Source organism: Rahnella sikkimica, assembly GCF_002951615.1.
In the GTDB taxonomy this organism is placed as follows: Bacteria; Pseudomonadota; Gammaproteobacteria; order Enterobacterales; family Enterobacteriaceae; genus Rahnella; species Rahnella sikkimica.
The window spans coordinates 3,602,560-3,620,614 of sequence record NZ_CP019062.1; the positions used below are offsets into that span (position 1 = coordinate 3,602,560).

Here is an 18,055-nt window from a genome sequence, read left to right on the forward strand (position 1 = left end):
CTGATGCCTGATCAGGAGAAATGGCCATGAAACAGCCCGCCAGCCTCCTTTATTTTTATGGCCGTGTCGCTACGGGTTTCCGCAGGGCTGACCCTGCGGGTCAAACCGCGACAATCTGAAATGAAACAAAAAGAAGTTTCCTTAACCTGAGGGAGTGGTAATTGATGAAGCCGTCTATTGTTGTGTATAAGAAACAACCCGCTGACCTGCAACAACGCCTTGAGCAGCATTTCGCCATCACCCAATTTGATGACATCACTGAAGAAAACCGTGCGCAGGTTTTAGACGCATTGCAGAACGCCGAAGGATTGCTGGGCTCTGGCGGGCGGGTGGATAAAGAGTTGCTGGATCATGCACCGCGCCTGCGTGCCGTATCCACCAGCTCCGTAGGCTACGATAATTTTGACGTCGCGGAACTGACGCGTCGTGAAATCCCGCTGATGCACACCCCGACCGCACTGACTGATACGGTCGCCGATACCGTGATGGCGCTGGTGCTGGCGACGGCCCGTCGCGTCGTGAATCTGGCCGAACGTGTGAAAGCAGGTGAATGGACGCAAAACGTTGGCCCGGACTGGTTCGGTATCGATGTTCACCACAAAACCATGGGCATCGTTGGCATGGGCCGCATCGGCCTGGCGCTCGCACAACGTGCGCATTTCGGTTTTGATATGCCGATTCTTTACAACGCACGCAGTCAGCATACCGAAGCAGAAGAGCGTTTTGGCGCGCGCAAATGTGAGCTGGACGAACTGCTGGAGAAATCTGATTTCGTCTGTGTTCTGCTGCCCATGACCCAACAGACGTTCCATCTGATCGGCAAGGAACAACTGGCTAAAATGAAATCCAGCGCCGTGCTGGTCAGCGCCGGTCGTGGCCCGGTCATTGATGAACCGGCGCTGATTGAAGCGCTGAAAAACGGCACGATTTATGGTGCCGGGATGGACGTGTTTGAAACAGAGCCGCTGCCGAAAGACTCCCCGCTGCTGAGCCTGCCCAACGTGGTGGCGCTGCCGCACATCGGTTCAGCGACGCATCAGACGCGTTATGATATGGCGGCCTGCGCGGTGGATAACCTGATCGCCGCTCTGAACGGGGATGTTAAGCAGTTCTGTGTGAATCCGGACGTTCTCAAAAAGTAACCCCTGCCTTTTCCTTCCCTTTCAGTCATTTTGAAGGGGAAGGACAATTCAAAACCCCGTGGTCGGATTGCACTGCTTTGCCTCAGGCGTTATGGTGGGCATCACATTTCGATAACATACAAAGCTTTCTATGACGTTTTCTGCTTTCGGTAACAAATTTACCCGTTTTTCAGGCATTACCCGCCTGATGGGCGATATGAATGACGGTTTACGCACACCCGGTGCTGTGATGTTGGGCGGCGGTAATCCGGCGCAGATCCCTGAGATGCAGGATTATTTCCAGACGCTGCTGACGGAAATGCTGGCCGAAGGCAAGCTGACCGAAGCGCTGTGCAATTACGACGGCCCGCAGGGCAAAGACGTGCTGCGTCACGCACTGGCAGAAATGTTGCAGAAAGAACTCGGCTGGCAGCTCGATGCGCAAAACATCGCGCTGACCAACGGCAGCCAGAGTGCCTTCTTCTATTTGTTTAACCTGTTCGCAGGACGTCGTGCCGACGGCAGCATGTCAAAAGTGCTGTTCCCGCTGGCCCCGGAATATCTGGGTTACGCGGATGCCGGGTTGGACGAAAATCTGTTTGTTTCCGCCAAGCCGAATATCGAGCTGTTGCCTGAAGGTCAGTTTAAATATCACGTCGATTTTGATCATCTGAATATTACCGATGATATCGGCCTGATCTGCGTTTCACGCCCGACCAACCCGACCGGCAACGTGATTACCGACGAAGAGCTGATCCGCCTTGATGCCCTGGCGCAGCAAAAAGATATCCCGTTATTAATCGATAACGCCTATGGCGTGCCGTTCCCCGGCATCGTGTTTACTGACGCGACGCCGCTGTGGAACCCAAATATCATTCTGTGCATGAGCCTGTCGAAACTCGGCCTGCCGGGTTCGCGCTGCGGCATCGTGATTGCCGACGAGAAAATCATCAGTGCGATCAGTAATATGAACGGGATTATCAGTCTGGCACCGGGCAGCGTAGGGCCAGCCATCGCCACAGAAATGATTGCCCGTGGTGATCTGCTGAAGCTGTCAGAAAACGTGATCAAGCCGTTTTACGCTCAGCGCGTGCAGGAAACCATCGCCACGCTGCGCCGCTATCTGCCGGAAGAGCGTTGCCTGATCCACAAACCGGAAGGCGCGATTTTCCTGTGGCTGTGGTTTAAGGATCTGCCGATCACTACCGAAGTGTTGTATCAGCGCCTGAAACAGCGCGGCGTGCTGATGGTGCCGGGGGATTATTTCTTCCCAGGGCTGGAACATCCGTGGGCGCACACGCATCAGTGTATGCGCATGAACTACGTGCCGGACGCTGAGCAGATTGAACGCGGTGTGAAAATTCTGGCGGAAGAAGTCGAAAAAGCGCACGCGGAAAATTAATTTTTCTGCGAGACAGGCATAAAAAAACAGGAGGACAAATGCCCTCCTGTTTTCATTTTTAGCGATTATGCTGCCGGATTACGCTGACTGATTCTCCAGTGCAGGTTTCTCGGTGCCGATCGCAATTTTCTGTGGCTGCAAAGCTTCGGGTACGTCACGCACCAGACTGATGTGCAGCAGGCCGTTCACAAACTCGGCGGCCGACACATGCATGTGCTCTGCCAGCGTGAAGCTCAGGGTGAAAGGCTTAATCACTAACCCCTGATGCAAATACTCTACTTTGGTTTCCTGCTGAGCCGGGGTGCCGCTGACGGTTAAACGCGGGCCTTCCACTTCAATATTTAGGTCACTCTGCTGGAAACCGGCCAGTGCCAGCGAAATACGGTAATGATTGTCGTCAGACTTCTCAATATTGTACGGAGGGAAAGCCTGATCGCCGCCCTGCATTGAGCTGGCTAATTTATCAAAGCCAATCCACTGACGAAGTAATGGGGAAATATCATAATTACGCATGGTGTAACTCCTTCTTTGAAGCGAGATTAATTAATCCGTCACCCGATTTGGATGTGACGGTTCAGCTCCCTGACGGCGAGCCTAAACTTTTTCATTTGTGCGTTGTCTTTATAAACGCTTAACGGATCTCAATACGCCGTGGTTTAGACGTTTCAGGAACGATGCGTTCCAGATCGATATACAGCAAACCATTCGACAAATTGGCCGCTTTAATTTGAATGTGTTCGGCCAGCTGGAATTTGCGTTCGAAATTACGCTCAGCAATGCCCTGATATAAATACGTACGGTCAGCGTCAGACGGTGCATGCGCGCCTTTGACCACTAACATATTGTCCTGCGCTGTGATGTCCAGTTCGGATTCGGCAAATCCCGCTACCGCGATCGCAATCCGGTAATGGTTTTCGTCAACCAATTCAACATTATAAGGAGGATAGCCGCCACCCTGGTTCTGACCCGATTCGATAAGATTAAATAAACGGTCAAAACCAATTGCAGAGCGGTATAGTGGGGATAAATCAAAATTACGCATTACTACTTCTCCTGACATTCAGCGAGTGTATGTATATAGCCTTCCGGATGGGACAGGCTCGCGACGCAGTTTATATTCATGATCCCTTCCGGCGATCGTTCTCCTGCGTCGTACATTAAAAATGGCGATTAAAGCGATAATTTCAAGTGGGCGTTCGCAAGAAAAAGACAAAAATTTTGTTTTTGTTTGAACTGCGGGGGCCAGAATACAAATATTGCCACGGCGAAAAGCCAGGGATAGCAGGCGGTTTCCTGCAAGATTTCAAATAGTCATTACACTTAATGGGATCGCAGCCACAGAGCTACAGCTTGCTTTGTTAATTTTTTGTGCTGGGTGGTATAAGTCACTTTGATTTAAAAGCTCAGCCTGACAGCATAAGATGAGTTCTAACATGAAGAAATGTGTATTAACGCCGCTGATGACAGGATGTGTTTTTTTAGCGACGAGCGGCTGTTCCAGCGTCATGAGCCACACCGGGGGCGATACCGGGTATTATTCGGGCACACGTTCAGACGTCAATATGATGAAAAGCGACGACACCAGCTGGGCAATGACCCCGCTGCTGTTAGTGGATTTGCCTTTCAGCGCCTTACTCGATACGTTTTTGCTGCCTTACGATTATTACCGCAGCGGGAAAGTGACGACGCGCGACCGGGTTAAAGCCAGCGAAGAACACAATATTGCGCTGAGCAACGGGGTGGATATCGATCACGTCCCGCCGATGAACACGACGCCGCGCGGTGAAAAATCCTCCACGCACAAAAAATAAGTGTCGGCTGAATTGTGTGAAACCGGCCAGACCGGCCGGTTAAAAAACTCAGTGACTGGCCGTGGCGAAGATTTGCGCAAACTCCCCCACCTGACGCATAAAGGCCACCTGGCTGCCGTCGGGTGAATACACCACCGCATCCGCGCACGGCGCGATTTCCGTTCTTCCGGTCAGGCGGTGCATGTCTCCGCTTTCCACATCCAGACGCATCACGCTGTTATCGCACACCAGCGCCACCGATTTTCCGTCAGGGCTCCAGCTAAACGCCGACTGAATTCCGCTGGCCGAATGACTGATCTGCACTGGTTTCCCGCCATTAGGCGAAACGGTCCAGAACTGCACCACGTCTTTTTCATCTTTCATCAGAAACGCAATCTGGCCGCCGTCTGGCGAAGACCGTAACCAGTGACGCGGCTGAGTGGCGATGCCTTTTTCGGTAAACGTAATGCGCCGCTGTTTCACGCCTGCCGGTGGCGCAGGCAGCGTTTCCGGCGTTCCCTGCAACGGTTTTTCCCCCGCTTTCAGGTAATCCGCGTCATCTTCCGGCAAATCCACCACGAATATTTCCGGATGCTTTTCTCCGCGGGCTGAAAGCGTATCGCCGATAAAAGCCAGCGCCTGGCGCTGACGGCGGCCATCAGGCTTTACATAACCCTCGCGCCCGATCCAGCCTTCTTCATAAGCGCGGTTGATGTCGTCGCTGCCGGGCTGCGGCGTAGCGGTGGTTTCACTGACCAGCACGCTGAAATGGCTGCCATCGTATTCGCGGGGATGATGTTTTGGCGGCGTGACGGGATGTGCCGACAGGGCGACACCGACGTTGCGTAAATCCAGAGCAGGATTCAGTTCATGCAAAATATGGTCGTTGTAGGTAAAACTGAGGCGGGAACCGTCGGGGCTGAAAACGTGAACATGCGTGCCGCCACGCAAAGCACCGGGTGTAAACGGCGCGGTGATGTCCATCGCGTCGAGCGTCACGGCCTGCGCGCGCTGTGGCTCAGCGACAATCACGCCGCGGCGATGATGGAAATCATACTGCCAGCCAGCATCCGGATTTTCCGGGCCATGAATAAACGTATAACGTACAGGCTGGTCCGGGCTGACCGTCACCACGCCCACGTGAGCCCCTTCACCGGCGCGGTAAAGGACTTCCGTCTCGCTGGTCTTCACATTCACGCGCTCAATGGTGGAACCGGTGAAAGAGCCACCGTGCGGACGAACGTCGTACACCAGCCACTGGCTGTCCGGCGTCCAGACGTTAATGTTGGTCAACTGATGCCCGCGGGCATCGGAAGTTAACTGTTTTTCGTTCATGTGTGAAAATGCCCATCCTTATTGGAATGGGCTAAGACTACGACAGGCAGAGACCGGAGACAATCGTCAGATATCACCGACGCGTTTCACTTCCCCCACGAGGAAGATATATGAAAGCGCGCCCAATAAAGCCACGGCGGAAATATAAATCAATGACGGTGCAAAGCCATAATCCTGCGCTAGATATCCGACGACTAATGGCACGGTAATTCCCCCCAAACCGCCCGCCAGATTAAACACACCGCCCGTCAATCCAATTAATCGAACCGGGGCAAGAGAGGAAACCAGCGACCAGGTAATGGAAGCAAAACCATTACCAAAGAAAGCCAGTGCCATTAATATCATTATCCATATCGGGTCGTTGGTGTAATTCGCACCCATAATACAGGTGGATAATAACAGCCCGCTGATAATAGGCAGTTTACGGGCAAAACCTATAGATTTACCGTTGCAAACTAATTTGTCGGCCACTAATCCCGATAATAATACGCCAAAGAACGCAGCCAGGAACGGAACGGTCGTCATAAAGCCTGCGGTCAGCGCGGCAATGTGTTTTTCCTGCGTCAGATAATTGGGAAACCACGTCAGGAAAAACCACAGTGTGGAAGCCACCGCGAACTGCCCTAAATATACACCGACAAGCTTACGGTTGAACACCAGTTTCCAGTCTGCGGCGGTAAGCGGTACACGGTTCTTTTTCCCGGCTGGCGTATCACCATCAACCAAACCACCACCGGCGCGGATATGCTCCAGTTCTTCCGCATTCACCCCTTTGCTTTTACGCGGAGACTGGTAAATGCAGAACCACAGCACGGACCAGATAATCCCGATACCGCCAGTGATGATAAATACCCAGTGCCAGCTCAACATCTCCTGGATCCAGATCAGTAGCGGCGTCAGGAAGGCTAAGCCGACAAACTGACCGGAAGTGTAAAAACCCACGGCAGACGCACGTTCCTGTTCCGGGAACCAGCTGGTGACCATGCGGTTATTGGTCGGAAAAGCCGGTGATTCAAACATACCCGTTACGGCACGCAGACCAATCAGGGACGCCAATCCGCCGGCAAACCCCTGGAATAAGGTGGCGACGGACCAGCCTAAAATGGCGATGAAATACGTGACTCTCGACCCGACTCTGTCGAGAAACCAGCCGCCGGGGATCTGGCAGGCGGTATACGTCCAAGCAAAAGCAGAAAATATATAACCCATCTGCGTTTTGCTGATGCCAAATTCTTCCTGAATATGGGCAGACGCAACGGCCAGATTCGCGCGGTCAACATAACAAATCACCACAGTAATAAAGATCATGAATAAGGTGATATAACGTCTTTTTGTTGGTTTGGCTTGTAGGGTGGTATCCATTTTTATTTCCTATTAATGGTTATCCTATAATAACAGGCGTAAGGGTGACTCAGAAATTGCTCTGATATTTTTTAACTCGAAGGAATTTTTTATATTTTACGGAAGTTGTTTTACCATTCAGCGACGGCTCCGTCAGGATAACGCCACAACGGGTTACGCCAGTCAGGGGCATTTTTACTGCGTTCAATCACCAGCTCTTCGTTAATTTCGACGCCTAAGCCCGGTTTATTTGAAGGATAGAAATATCCGTCATTCATTGTAAAGTCGTCTTTATTAATAACGTAATCCAGTAATTCAGCACCCTGGTTATAATGAATCCCCATGCTTTGTTCCTGAAGTACGGCATTGCGCGAAACGAAATCAATATGCAGACACGCGGCCAGCGCTATCGGGCCAAGCGGGCAATGTGGCGCAAGAGCGACGTCATAAGATTCCGCCATCGCGGCAATTTTGAAGCACTCGGTAATGCCACCTGCATGGGATAAATCAGGCTGAACAATCGCCAGGCCGCCGTCGGCCAGCACGCGTTTGAAATCAAAACGCGAGAACATGCGTTCACCGGCGGCAATCGGAATATGCGTTTGTGCCGCAAGGCGTGGATAGTATTCGGATTGTTCGGCCAGAACCGGTTCTTCGATAAACAACGGACGGTACGGTTCGAGTTCTTTGATCAGCACTTTTGCCATCGGCGCGCTGACACGACCATGGAAATCCAGGCCAAATTCAATTTCGTTGCCAAACTCAGCGCGGATTTGCGCCGCCTGCGATACCGCTGCATCGACCTGACGGGCGTTTTCGATAATGCCCATTTCTTCGCAGCCATTAAGCTTGAAGGTATCGAAGCCAATCGTGCGTAATTTATTAATACCATCAATGAGTTCAGACGGTCTGTCGCCGCCGACCCAGCTGTAGGCTTTGATTTTGTCCCGCACCAGACCGCCCAGAAGCTGATAAACCGGAACGCCCAGAGCCTTGCCTTTGATGTCCCACAGCGCCTGATCAATACCGGAAATCGCGCTCATCAGAATCGGGCCACCGCGATAAAATCCGCCGCGATAGAGTGTCTGCCAGATGTCGTTGATACGCGCCGGATCCTGCCCGATAACATATTCACTCAGTTCATGAACCGCGGCTTCCACACTGCGCGCGCGCCCTTCAATAACCGGTTCGCCCCAGCCGGTAATGCCTTCGTCCGTCTCAATCTTCAGAAACATCCAACGCGGGGCTAAGCGATAGGTGGTCAGTTTGGTGACTTTCATTGCGTTGCGTCCTTATAGGCTTTGATAAATGCGTTCGCCTTCTGCGCGGTAGTTTCAGGCGTCTGGCCTGCGCGGTACAAATCACTGCCCAGCCCGGCACCGGCACAGCCGGCGTTCAGGTAAACCGACAGGTTTTCAGGGGTGACGCCGCCGACGGCAAATACCGGCACATCCGGCGGAAGTACGGCTTTCAGCGCTTTGATGTAGTCGGGGCCAAAAGCGGAAGAAGGGAAGATTTTCAGCGCCTGAGCACCGGCATCCAGCGCGCTGAATGCTTCGGTAGCCGTCGCGCATCCGGCACAAACGGTCATACCGAGTCCGACCGCGCGGCGGATAACGTCCGGGCAGGTGTTTGGCGTGACCACCAGTTTGCTACCCAGCGAATGCAGCTCATCGACCTGCTCCGGTTTCAGCACGGTTCCGGCACCCAGCAATGCGCGCTGACCGAAAGTGCTGACCGCCAGCGCGATACTTTTTTGCCAGCCCGGCGAGTTGAGCGGAATTTCGATGGCGTCAAAACCGGCATCAAGCAGCGCCGTAATATGCGCGTTCACTTCCTCGGGGCGGATCCCCCGCAAAATGCCGATCAGTGGAATTTTAGTTGCCCATTGCATTCACAATTCTCCTTATACCTGATTGAAAAGCCTGATCGCCGTCGAGGGCCTGCCCGCCGATACCGGCCAGATCGAGCGCCTGCCCGTAACGGCCAGTTAACAGCGGATTCCCGATAACGGTAATGCGATGTTCGCGGCCAAAATGGCTGAGCATCTGCGCCACTTCGCTGCCAATCAGCAGGCCGGAAAGCCAGTCGCTGACCGCCGTTTTCGCCAGCCGGTTCAGCACATGCGCGGCTCGGACTTCAAACAAGCGCCCGGTGATTTCAGGCTGACGAAAACCGGATTCGAGCCCCAGCCGGAAGATGTCCGCCGAGTTTTGCTGTTCAGGCAGACCTTTGCCGATCAGCGAATAATTCATCAGGAGATGGTGAAGTTCGCCCGTCATCGCGGTGCGAAAATCAGAAATTTTGCTGCCTTCGGCATGTACCCATTTACTGTGCGTGCCGGGCATCAGATATAAAGAAGCGGGAGATTCGTCATACGCCCCCAGAAGCTGGGTTTCTTCGCCGCGCATCACGTTGCAGTTATCGTCACGATTGAAGCAGATCCCCGGCACAAGCCAGGCTTTTACCGGCAGGGCGGCTTCTAGGGGAAAAAGATGCTGACCGAGAGCATCGAGATTTACCGGCGCGGAAAGATAAGGAACATCGATCCAGCCAGCGTTACTGCCAATCATGCCCGCCATAATCACGGGCAGATTCAAAGACTGCCACGGCGCAATCACGTCGCTGAAAACTTGCTGGGGCGTGTTGCCGTCCAGCCGGGTGATCCCGCGTTCTGAGCGGATTTGTGCGGTACATTTCCCCTGTTGATACAAGAAAGCGCGCAGGTTGGTTGAACCCCAGTCGAGCGCGATATAGCTTGCTGTCATGTAATGTCCTTGAGTCGTTTCGTCGAAGAGGCAATCATTTTCATGGCCGCCTGCTCCGCTGCATTGGCATCCTGATGCCGGATTGCGTTGAACAATTCCTGATGTTCACGCAGCGTCAGCGGCATATTGCTGTCATCCGGCATGTACGTTCTTTCAAACACCGCCCGCTGTAGCGAGCTGATGGCGATACTCAGTTGCTGTAAAACCGGGTTATGCACCGCCGCCAGCACGGCTTCATGGAAGCGGATATCGGCTTCGTTAAACGCATCGCGGTCCTGATGATGGGCAATCATGCTGTTGAGCGCGTCTTCTATCACCGCCAGCTCTCCCGATGTCGCGCGTTCTGCGGCCCAGCGCGCAATGGTCGGCTCGACCAGATTACGTACTTCGCTCATCGCCGCGATTAAACGCGGGTCGTAATCACTGGCCAGAACCCACTGCAAGACATCGGTATCCAGGTAATTCCACTGATTACGCGGGCAGACGAACGCACCCCGGTAACGCTTAATTTCCACTAACCGTTTCGCCGTTAACGAACGCAGTACTTCACGAATGATGTTGCGTGACGTATCAAACTGTTCGCAAAGCTCCATTTCAGAAGGCAATGCCGCGCCGGGAATGTATTTCCCGCTCACGATTTGCTGCCCCATTTCAATGACAAGACGGTCGGTTTTGCTGAGTTCAAGTGAGTTCATAAAAGCTCCTGGGCTGAAAGAATAAACAACGTACTTTACCGCTCCGGTGCATTCAGGTCTTGGGATTGCTGCACAACCTTGTAAGACTCCACACTCACATTGCACGCATAGTAGTACCATTTATTATAGTTGTACTACAATTCAGATCACAAAACGGACAATGCAAAGATAAAAGCGGGCGGAATTGCGGAAAAAACCGTCCGCAAGGGGCGCAACAGGTTAATCAGAAAGGGGGAAACAGCGATCACGGCAGAAAGAACGTCCGTTTCCCTTCAGAGAAACAGACGATTTTTATCAGGAAAGGAAATTACTGGCCCAGCACAAACTTGTTCACGGCAAAGGCCACACCGTCTTCAGTATTGGTTTTGGTGACGAACTGGCTGACCGCTTTTACGCTGTCGAGCGCATTGCCCATCGCAACACCAAGTCCGGCGTACTCCAGCATCGCGATGTCATTTTCCTGGTCGCCCAGCGTCATGACGTTTTCGCGCGGAATGCTCAGTTTTTCGGCAAGGACTTTGACGCCTTCACCTTTGTTCACACGCTTATCGAGGATTTCGAGGAAATACGGTGAGCTTTTCATGATGGTATAGCGATCTTTGGCTTCCTGCGGAAGCTGGCTGATAGCGCGATCCAGCACATCGGGATCATCAATCATCATGATTTTAGGGAAGGTCAGGGACGCGTCCATTTCTTCCGCCGGGCAGAACTGAAGCGGAATGCCGGTCGTGAAGGATTCATGCACGCTGAATTTGCTGATGTGGCGGTTCGCGGTATAAAGGTCGGTTTTAGTCAGTGCATGGAAATGCACACCAAGCTCACGCGCCAGTTTCTCGAAGTAGTGATAATCTTCAATTTTGAGGGATATTTCGGCGATCACGCTGCCATCTTTCGCATTGTGAACCAGCGCACCGTTGTTGGTGATGCAGTAACAACCTTCCTGCTGCAAATTCAGTTCCTTCAGGTAACGCTGCACGCCAATAAACGGACGGCCCGTCGCCAGAACGATTTGTACACCTTTCGCACGCGCATCGGATAACGCTTTTTTTACGGCAGGTGTCACTTCATGCTGCGGATTGAGCAATGTCCCGTCCATATCAATTGCAATTAATTCAATAGCCATAGCATCCTCAGAGTTTGAAAAATCTTTCTCAATGCTAAGCGACATGCCGGGCTAAAGCCAGTCAGAATGCGGGTGACGACAGACGAAAAAAAAGTCCGAAGCGGTTTCCCGGTTCGGACTTTTTCAGCAGACAGAATCAGATGCGGATCAGATATCGATATTGGCTGCTTTCAGGGCGTTTTCTTCGATAAAGGCGCGGCGCGGTTCAACCGCATCGCCCATCAGCGTCGTAAACAACTGGTCAGCGGCAATGGCATCTTTCACGGTCACACGTAACATGCGACGTTGTGCAGGGTCCATGGTGGTTTCCCACAGCTGATCAGGGTTCATTTCGCCCAGACCTTTGTAACGCTGAATCGACAGGCCACGACGGGACTCTTTCACCAGCCATTCCAGCGCCTGCTCGAAGCTGGTCACTGGCTGACGGCGTTCGCCACGTTCGATGTACGCGTCTTCTTCAATCAGGCCACGCAGTTTTTCACCGAGTGAACAGATTTTGCGGTATTCGCCGCCCTGAATGAAATCAGCATCCAGATCGTAATCCGTGTCCACGCCGTGAGTACGGATGCGCAGAACCGGTTCGAAAATCTGTTGTTCACGATTTTCACGTACGATAGCGCTGTAGCTGCTGCCGTGCTGCTCTTTCTCATTCAGCAGCGCCACCAGCGACTCCATCCAGGCCTGAACTTTAGCCTGTTCGGCCAGTTCAGTACCGGCCAGCGTTGGCTGATAAATCAGGTTGTTGAGCAGCGCACGCGGATAACGACGTTCCATACGGCCAATCATTTTCTGCACGCTGTGATGTTCAGCCACCAGTTTTTCCAGCGGTTCGCCCGCCAGTGCCGGTGCGTGCGCGTTGGCGTGCAGCGTTGCGCCGTCCATCGCAATGGAGATCTGATACTGATCCATTGCTTCGTCATCTTTAATGTACTGTTCCTGCTTGCCTTTCTTCACTTTGTACAACGGCGGCTGTGCGATAAACACATGACCACGTTCAACAATTTCAGGCATCTGACGGTAGAAGAAGGTCAGCAACAGAGTACGGATGTGTGAACCATCGACGTCGGCATCGGTCATGATGATGATGCTGTGATAGCGCAGTTTATCCGGGTTGTATTCGTCGCGTCCGATACCGCAACCGAGCGCGGTGATCAGCGTTGCCACTTCCTGAGAAGACAGCATTTTGTCGAAGCGCGCTTTCTCAACGTTGAGGATTTTACCTTTCAACGGCAGAATCGCCTGGTTCTTACGGTTACGGCCTTGTTTTGCAGAGCCGCCCGCTGAGTCCCCTTCCACTAAGTACAGTTCGGAGTGCGCCGGGTCGCGTTCCTGACAGTCCGCCAGTTTGCCCGGCAAACCGGCCAGATCCAGCGCGCCTTTACGGCGGGTCATTTCGCGGGCTTTACGTGCTGCTTCACGCGCACGGGCTGCATCAATGATTTTCCCGACTACGATTTTGGCGTCTGATGGGTTTTCCATCAGATAATCCACCAGCTTCTCGTTCATCAGTGACTCAACGGCGGTCTTCACTTCGGAAGAAACCAGTTTGTCTTTGGTCTGGGAAGAGAATTTAGGATCCGGCACTTTTACCGAAACGACGGCAATCAGACCTTCACGAGCATCATCACCGGTGGCGCTGATTTTTGATTTTTTGCTGTAGCCTTCTTTATCCATATACGCGTTAAGCGTACGGGTCATCGCAGAACGGAAGCCAACCAGGTGGGTGCCGCCGTCGCGCTGAGGGATATTGTTGGTAAAGCAGTAAATGTTTTCCTGGAAGCCGTCGTTCCACTGCAACGCCACTTCAACGCCGATATCGTCTTTCACCGTGGAGAAATAGAATACGGTGGGGTGAATTGGCGTTTTGTTTTTGTTCAGATATTCCACGAACGCTTTGATACCGCCTTCGTAATGGAAGTGATCGTTTTTGCCGTCACGTTTGTCCAGCAAACGGATGGCCACACCGGAGTTCAGGAATGACAATTCACGCAGGCGTTTCGCCAGAATTTCATACTCGAATTCGGTGTTATTGGTGAAGGTATTAAAGCTTGGCCAAAAACGCACCGTGGTTCCGGTCTGATCGGTATCACCGATCGTTTTCAGCGGAGCCTGTGGCTCGCCGTGCACATAAGTCTGGGTGTGCACTTTGCCTTCGCGGCGGATAACCAACTCCAGTTTTTCCGACAAGGCGTTAACGACGGAAACACCCACGCCATGGAGACCACCGGAAACTTTGTACGAGTTATCATCGAACTTACCGCCAGCATGCAGAACGGTCATGATGACCTGAGCAGCAGAAACGCCCTCTTCTTCATGAATGCCGGTAGGAATACCACGACCATCATCCTGCACGGAGACAGAGTTGTCTGCGTGGATCGTGACCTGAATCTCTGAACAGTGGCCCGCGAGGGCTTCGTCGATAGCGTTGTCCACAACCTCGAATACCATGTGGTGCAGACCAGTGCCGTCATCGGTATCGCCGATATACATGCCGGGGCGCTTACGCACCGCGTCCAGCCCTTTTAATACCTTGATACTTGAGGAGTCATAAGAATTCGACATCAACGTTTCTCGCTCATTTTTAGTCCTGTGATAGAACGGCTATTTTACCTTGTTCCACGCGGAACATCTTGCCCTTTTCACCCATCATGTCGGTCACTTGCTCAGCGCTTATCGCACTGACAAAAACCTGTGCCTGGGTGGCTTTCAGGCGATCCGCCAGCAACCGACGTCTGTCGGCATCCAGCTCGGAGGCAAAATCGTCAAGAAGATACAGGCAACGCCGCCCGCTCTGTCGGGTGAGAAACTCACCCTGCGCTAACCGGAGCGCACACATCAGTAATTTCAGCTGTCCACGGGACAGCAAATCTTCCACCGGCGTGCCTTCGGCACGAATGCGGAAATCCGCTTTGTGCGGACCTGATGCGGTATAGGTTAAGGCCCTGTCGCGTTCAAAGTTACGCTCCAGCAACTCGCCATACTCGGTTTCTTTGTCCCATCCACGCTGGAACGAAAAACTGAGGGCGAATTCAGGCAGGAATTGCGCGCAGGTCGCGCTGATATCAGCCGCGATCGCTTCGCTGTATGCCGCCCGCCATTCGCTAATACGCTCGGCTAACGGGATCAGTTCCTGATCCCAGGCACGAATTTGCGCATAGCGACTCACCTGTCGCAACGCGGCGTTGCGTTGCTTGAGTAACCGTCTCAGGTTGCTCCAGGCGATAAAAAAACCGGGATCGTGATGGAAACAACCCCAGTCGATAAACGCCCGCCGGTACTTCGGCCCGCCATTAAGCAGGGTGAAGCCTTCGGGCGTGATAAGTTGCATCGGCAACATCTGCGCCAGTTCAGACACTTTGTGTCCGTCGCTGCCGTCGATGCGCACTTTACTGTCTCCCTGACGGCTTTTGCTCAGGCCAATCGATAACTCACGATCGCCGCCGTCATCAACCCGCGCATGCAGCACAAATTCAGGCTGATCGTGACGAATAACGCGTCCGGCGAGCAAACTGCGAAAAGCGCGGCCATGCCCGAGGGTGTATACCGCCTCGAGCACGCTGGTTTTACCGCTGCCGTTGGGACCGACGAGAAAGTTAAAACCGGGCGAGGGATCTAAATCCGCCGCCTCGATGTTGCGGAAATCTTTTATCAGTAAGCGCGTTAAGGCCATTAATTCAGACTAGAGCCTCATCGGCATGACAACGTACGCGGCCGACTGGCTCGCAGCGTCTTCGATCTGCACGCTGGACACCGAGTCGGTGAGCAGCAGATTCACGTCTTCGCACTTGAGCGCGTTCAGCACATCCAGCACATAACTGACGTTGAAGCCGATTTCCATTTCGGTGCCTTCGTAGCCGACATCCAGAATTTCTTCTGCTTCTTCCTGTTCCGGGTTATTGGCGGTGATTTTCAGCTGGTTATGGCTGACATACAAACGCACACCACGGAATTTTTCGTTAGAAAGAATGGCAGCACGGGCAAACGCCTGTTTCAGCAGGTCGCAACCCGCCTGCAACGTTTTGTCCGGATTTTTCGGCAATACGCGGCGATAATCAGGGAAACGGCCATCAACCAGTTTGGACGTGAAAATGAAGTCGCCGACATGCGCACGGATATTGTTGCTGCCGATTTGCAGTTGCAGCGTGGTGTCGCCGCCGTCGAGCAAACGCACCAGTTCCATCACGCCTTTACGCGGCACGATCACCGAATGCGAAGGCAATGACTGACCCACAGGCATTGAACAAACGGCCAGGCGGTGACCGTCGGTCGCCACGGTACGCAGTTCTTCACCTTCGGTTTCAAACAGCATGCCGTTTAAATAATAACGGACGTCCTGATGCGCCATCGAGAACTGCGTGGCTTCAATCAGACGTTTCAACGTGGCCTGCGGCAGGGTGAATTCCACCTCGCTTTGCCAGTCGTCGAGATTAGGGAAATCTGTTGCCGGGAGGGTCGACAGCGAGAAACGGCTGCGGCCTGATTTTACCAGCATGCGGTCACCGTCGAGTGCGACGGAAATTTCCGCGCCTTCTGGCAAACCCCGGCAGATATCAAAGAATTTACGCGCAGGAACGGTGGTCGCCCCGGCTTCATGTGGCTGAGACAGCGCGACTTTCGCCACCATCTCCATTTCCAGATCCGTCCCGGTCAGCGACAACGCGCCATCCGTCACCTGTAATAACAGGTTACCCAGAATTGGCAACGTCGGTCGTCCACCCAGCGGGCTACTGACCTGTTGCAGTGGTTTCAGCAAATGCTCACGTTCAACAATAAATTTCATAGCGCTAGGAAGATAATGTTCTGATTAAGTTGGAGAAATCTTCTTTGATGTCGTGACTTTCTTCACGCAACTGCTCGATTTTCCGGCAGGCGTGCAACACCGTGGTATGGTCCCGACCACCGAACGCATCGCCGATTTCTGGCAGGCTGTGGTTGGTCAGCTCTTTCGCCAGCGCCATCGCCATCTGGCGTGGACGGGCTACCGAACGGGAACGCCGTTTGGAAAGCAGGTCAGCGACCTTGATTTTATAATATTCGGCCACTGTTTTCTGAATATTATCGATAGTGACCAGCTTCTCCTGAAGCGCCAGCAAATCGCGCAACGCTTCACGAACGAAGTCGATGGTAATCGCACGGCCAGTAAAGTTGGCATTGGCGATTACGCGGTTCAGTGCGCCTTCGAGTTCACGCACATTGGAACGCAGACGTTTAGCAATAAAGAATGCGACTTCACCCGGCAGACGGATATCGTTCTCGTCTGCCTTTTTCATCAGGATCGCCACGCGGGTTTCTAATTCTGGCGGCTCGATCGCCACCGTCAGGCCCCAGCCGAAACGCGATTTCAGACGATCTTCAACACCGTTGATCTCTTTCGGATAGCGGTCAGAGGTCAGGATGATCTGCTGATTACCTTCCAGCAGGGCATTAAAGGTGTGGAAGAACTCTTCCTGCGAACGTTCTTTATTAGCAAAGAATTGGATGTCATCGATAAGCAAAGCATCGACTGAACGGTAGTAGCGTTTGAATTCTTCAATGGCGTTGTTTTGCAGGGCTTTGACCATGTCCTGCACAAAACGCTCGGAGTGCATGTACACCACTTTGGCATTGGCTTTGCGCGCCATAATGCCGTTACCGACCGCGTGCAATAAGTGGGTTTTACCCAGACCGGTGCCGCCATAAAGGAAAAGCGGATTGTATGCGCCACCCGGATTATCAGCCACCTGACGCGCCGCCGCGCGAGCCAGTTGGTTTGATTTACCTTCAACGAAGTTGTCGAAAGTATGCTTCGGATTGACGTTAGAACGGTAAGAAAGTTCGGGCTGCACCGGAGAGCTGTCCCAGCTTGGGCGGGACGGTGCCAGACGCGGAATAGCAGGTGCAGACTGTGAGCTGACGCTGGCCGCGACCGGTTGACTGACGCGTTGAATCACCGGTTTGCTGCCGACTTCAAAACGCAGCAACGGAGCATCCGTGCCACAGAAATCGTTTAGCAAGCCGTTAATATTGTTTAGGTATTTGTCACGAACCCAATCCAGGACAAAACGATTCGGGGCGTAAAGCGCCAGCGTATTGTCGTTGAGTTCCGCCTGTAGGGGGCGTATCCACATACTGAATTCTGTGGCAGGTAGTTCATCCTGCAAACGGGCAAGACATTGCTGCCAAAGCGAAAGTGACACGGCGGACTCCACTCGAACAAGTATAAAAAAAGAAAAGGATCAGGATATTTTTTAAATCATGATTTTTGGCACACGTCCCGCCCGGCAATGGGGGAAATTTCTCTCACCACCCTGTCAGTGGCGTAAAGTCACGTGTGAACCGCTTTTTACGGTTTTTGTCGAAAGCTACCCGTGCTGGGATCGCGATCGGAATGGCGGATCATAACGCAATCCGTCACAGAGATCCTCCCCTTACTGAGAGTTTAGATCCTTTTTATCCACAGGCACTGATCGGCAAGTGGGTAAGCTTAGCCGATCCTTTTAA

General features: G+C 52.9%; 17 protein-coding genes. 3 read left to right on the forward strand and 14 right to left on the reverse strand.

Translation table 11 applies throughout. From position 1 onward, the window contains the following. Positions 1-164 precede the first annotated feature (164 nt). Entirely contained in the window at positions 165-1,142 is a 978-nt protein-coding gene (gene ghrB / locus BV494_RS16625; RefSeq protein ID WP_104923853.1) for a glyoxylate/hydroxypyruvate reductase GhrB, read from the forward strand. Between the two features lie 130 nt (positions 1,143-1,272). Beyond that, complete coding sequence (locus BV494_RS16630) at positions 1,273-2,523, forward strand: valine--pyruvate transaminase (RefSeq protein WP_104923854.1); 1,251 nt, start codon at positions 1,273-1,275, stop codon at positions 2,521-2,523. A gap of 78 nt (positions 2,524-2,601) precedes the next feature. Here BV494_RS16630 and ibpB read toward each other — a convergent pair whose 3' ends face one another. The 3 genes from ibpB to BV494_RS25885 form a co-directional block, all read right to left on the reverse strand. After that, a complete protein-coding gene (gene ibpB, locus BV494_RS16635; protein WP_104923855.1) occupies positions 2,602-3,036 on the reverse strand; it encodes a small heat shock chaperone IbpB in 435 nt (144 codons plus the stop codon). Between the two features lie 118 nt (positions 3,037-3,154). Then, positions 3,155-3,565 (reverse strand): small heat shock chaperone IbpA, encoded by a 411-nt coding sequence (ibpA, locus tag BV494_RS16640; RefSeq protein WP_104923856.1) that lies wholly within the window; start codon positions 3,563-3,565, stop codon positions 3,155-3,157. A 261-nt stretch (positions 3,566-3,826) separates the two neighbouring features. Beyond that, on the reverse strand, positions 3,827-4,030 hold the full coding sequence (locus tag BV494_RS25885) for a hypothetical protein (RefSeq protein WP_192938186.1): 204 nt from the start codon (positions 4,028-4,030) through the stop codon (positions 3,827-3,829). Between BV494_RS25885 and BV494_RS16645 the strand changes: the two genes are divergently transcribed. Continuing rightward, positions 3,957-4,334: a YceK/YidQ family lipoprotein gene (locus tag BV494_RS16645; protein WP_104923857.1), complete on the forward strand. Its 378-nt coding sequence runs from the start codon at positions 3,957-3,959 to the stop codon at positions 4,332-4,334. The two genes, BV494_RS25885 and BV494_RS16645, sit on opposite strands and share 74 nt — an antisense overlap. Positions 4,335-4,382: 48 nt before the next feature. Here the strand turns inward: BV494_RS16645 and BV494_RS16650 are convergent, their stop codons facing one another. The 11 genes from BV494_RS16650 to dnaA form a co-directional block, all read right to left on the reverse strand. After that, entirely contained in the window at positions 4,383-5,648 is a 1,266-nt protein-coding gene (locus tag BV494_RS16650; RefSeq protein WP_104923858.1) for a YidR family protein, read from the reverse strand. A 66-nt stretch (positions 5,649-5,714) separates the two neighbouring features. Next, positions 5,715-7,010 carry an MFS transporter gene (locus BV494_RS16655; RefSeq protein ID WP_104923859.1) on the reverse strand — a complete coding sequence of 432 codons (1,296 nt, stop codon included), beginning with the start codon at positions 7,008-7,010 and terminating at the stop codon, positions 5,715-5,717. A 110-nt stretch (positions 7,011-7,120) separates the two neighbouring features. Continuing rightward, positions 7,121-8,269 carry a galactonate dehydratase gene (gene dgoD, locus BV494_RS16660; protein WP_104923860.1) on the reverse strand — a complete coding sequence of 383 codons (1,149 nt, stop codon included), beginning with the start codon at positions 8,267-8,269 and terminating at the stop codon, positions 7,121-7,123. Then, positions 8,266-8,883: a 2-dehydro-3-deoxy-6-phosphogalactonate aldolase gene (locus BV494_RS16665; protein ID WP_104923861.1), complete on the reverse strand. Its 618-nt coding sequence runs from the start codon at positions 8,881-8,883 to the stop codon at positions 8,266-8,268. Before BV494_RS16665 ends, dgoD begins: the two co-directional genes overlap by 4 nt. Further along, positions 8,867-9,757, reverse strand: a complete 891-nt coding sequence (locus BV494_RS16670) for a 2-dehydro-3-deoxygalactonokinase (RefSeq protein WP_104923862.1) — start codon at positions 9,755-9,757, stop codon at positions 8,867-8,869. The genes BV494_RS16665 and BV494_RS16670 overlap by 17 nt, the downstream gene beginning before the upstream one ends. Continuing rightward, on the reverse strand, positions 9,754-10,452 hold the full coding sequence (locus BV494_RS16675) for a FadR/GntR family transcriptional regulator (RefSeq protein WP_104923863.1): 699 nt from the start codon (positions 10,450-10,452) through the stop codon (positions 9,754-9,756). Before BV494_RS16675 ends, BV494_RS16670 begins: the two co-directional genes overlap by 4 nt. A 307-nt stretch (positions 10,453-10,759) precedes the next feature. Beyond that, complete coding sequence (gene yidA / locus BV494_RS16680) at positions 10,760-11,575, reverse strand: sugar-phosphatase (protein WP_104923864.1); 816 nt, start codon at positions 11,573-11,575, stop codon at positions 10,760-10,762. Positions 11,576-11,722: 147 nt separating this feature from the next. Further along, positions 11,723-14,137 (reverse strand): DNA topoisomerase (ATP-hydrolyzing) subunit B, encoded by a 2,415-nt coding sequence (gene gyrB, locus BV494_RS16685; RefSeq protein ID WP_104923865.1) that lies wholly within the window; start codon positions 14,135-14,137, stop codon positions 11,723-11,725. A gap of 19 nt (positions 14,138-14,156) precedes the next feature. Further along, positions 14,157-15,245, reverse strand: a complete 1,089-nt coding sequence (gene recF, locus BV494_RS16690; protein WP_104923866.1) for a DNA replication/repair protein RecF — start codon at positions 15,243-15,245, stop codon at positions 14,157-14,159. Between the two features lie 9 nt (positions 15,246-15,254). Then, positions 15,255-16,355: a DNA polymerase III subunit beta gene (gene dnaN / locus BV494_RS16695; RefSeq protein WP_101077808.1), complete on the reverse strand. Its 1,101-nt coding sequence runs from the start codon at positions 16,353-16,355 to the stop codon at positions 15,255-15,257. Positions 16,356-16,359: 4 nt separating this feature from the next. After that, complete coding sequence (gene dnaA / locus BV494_RS16700) at positions 16,360-17,751, reverse strand: chromosomal replication initiator protein DnaA (RefSeq protein WP_104923867.1); 1,392 nt, start codon at positions 17,749-17,751, stop codon at positions 16,360-16,362. Positions 17,752-18,055: the final 304 nt, after the last annotated feature.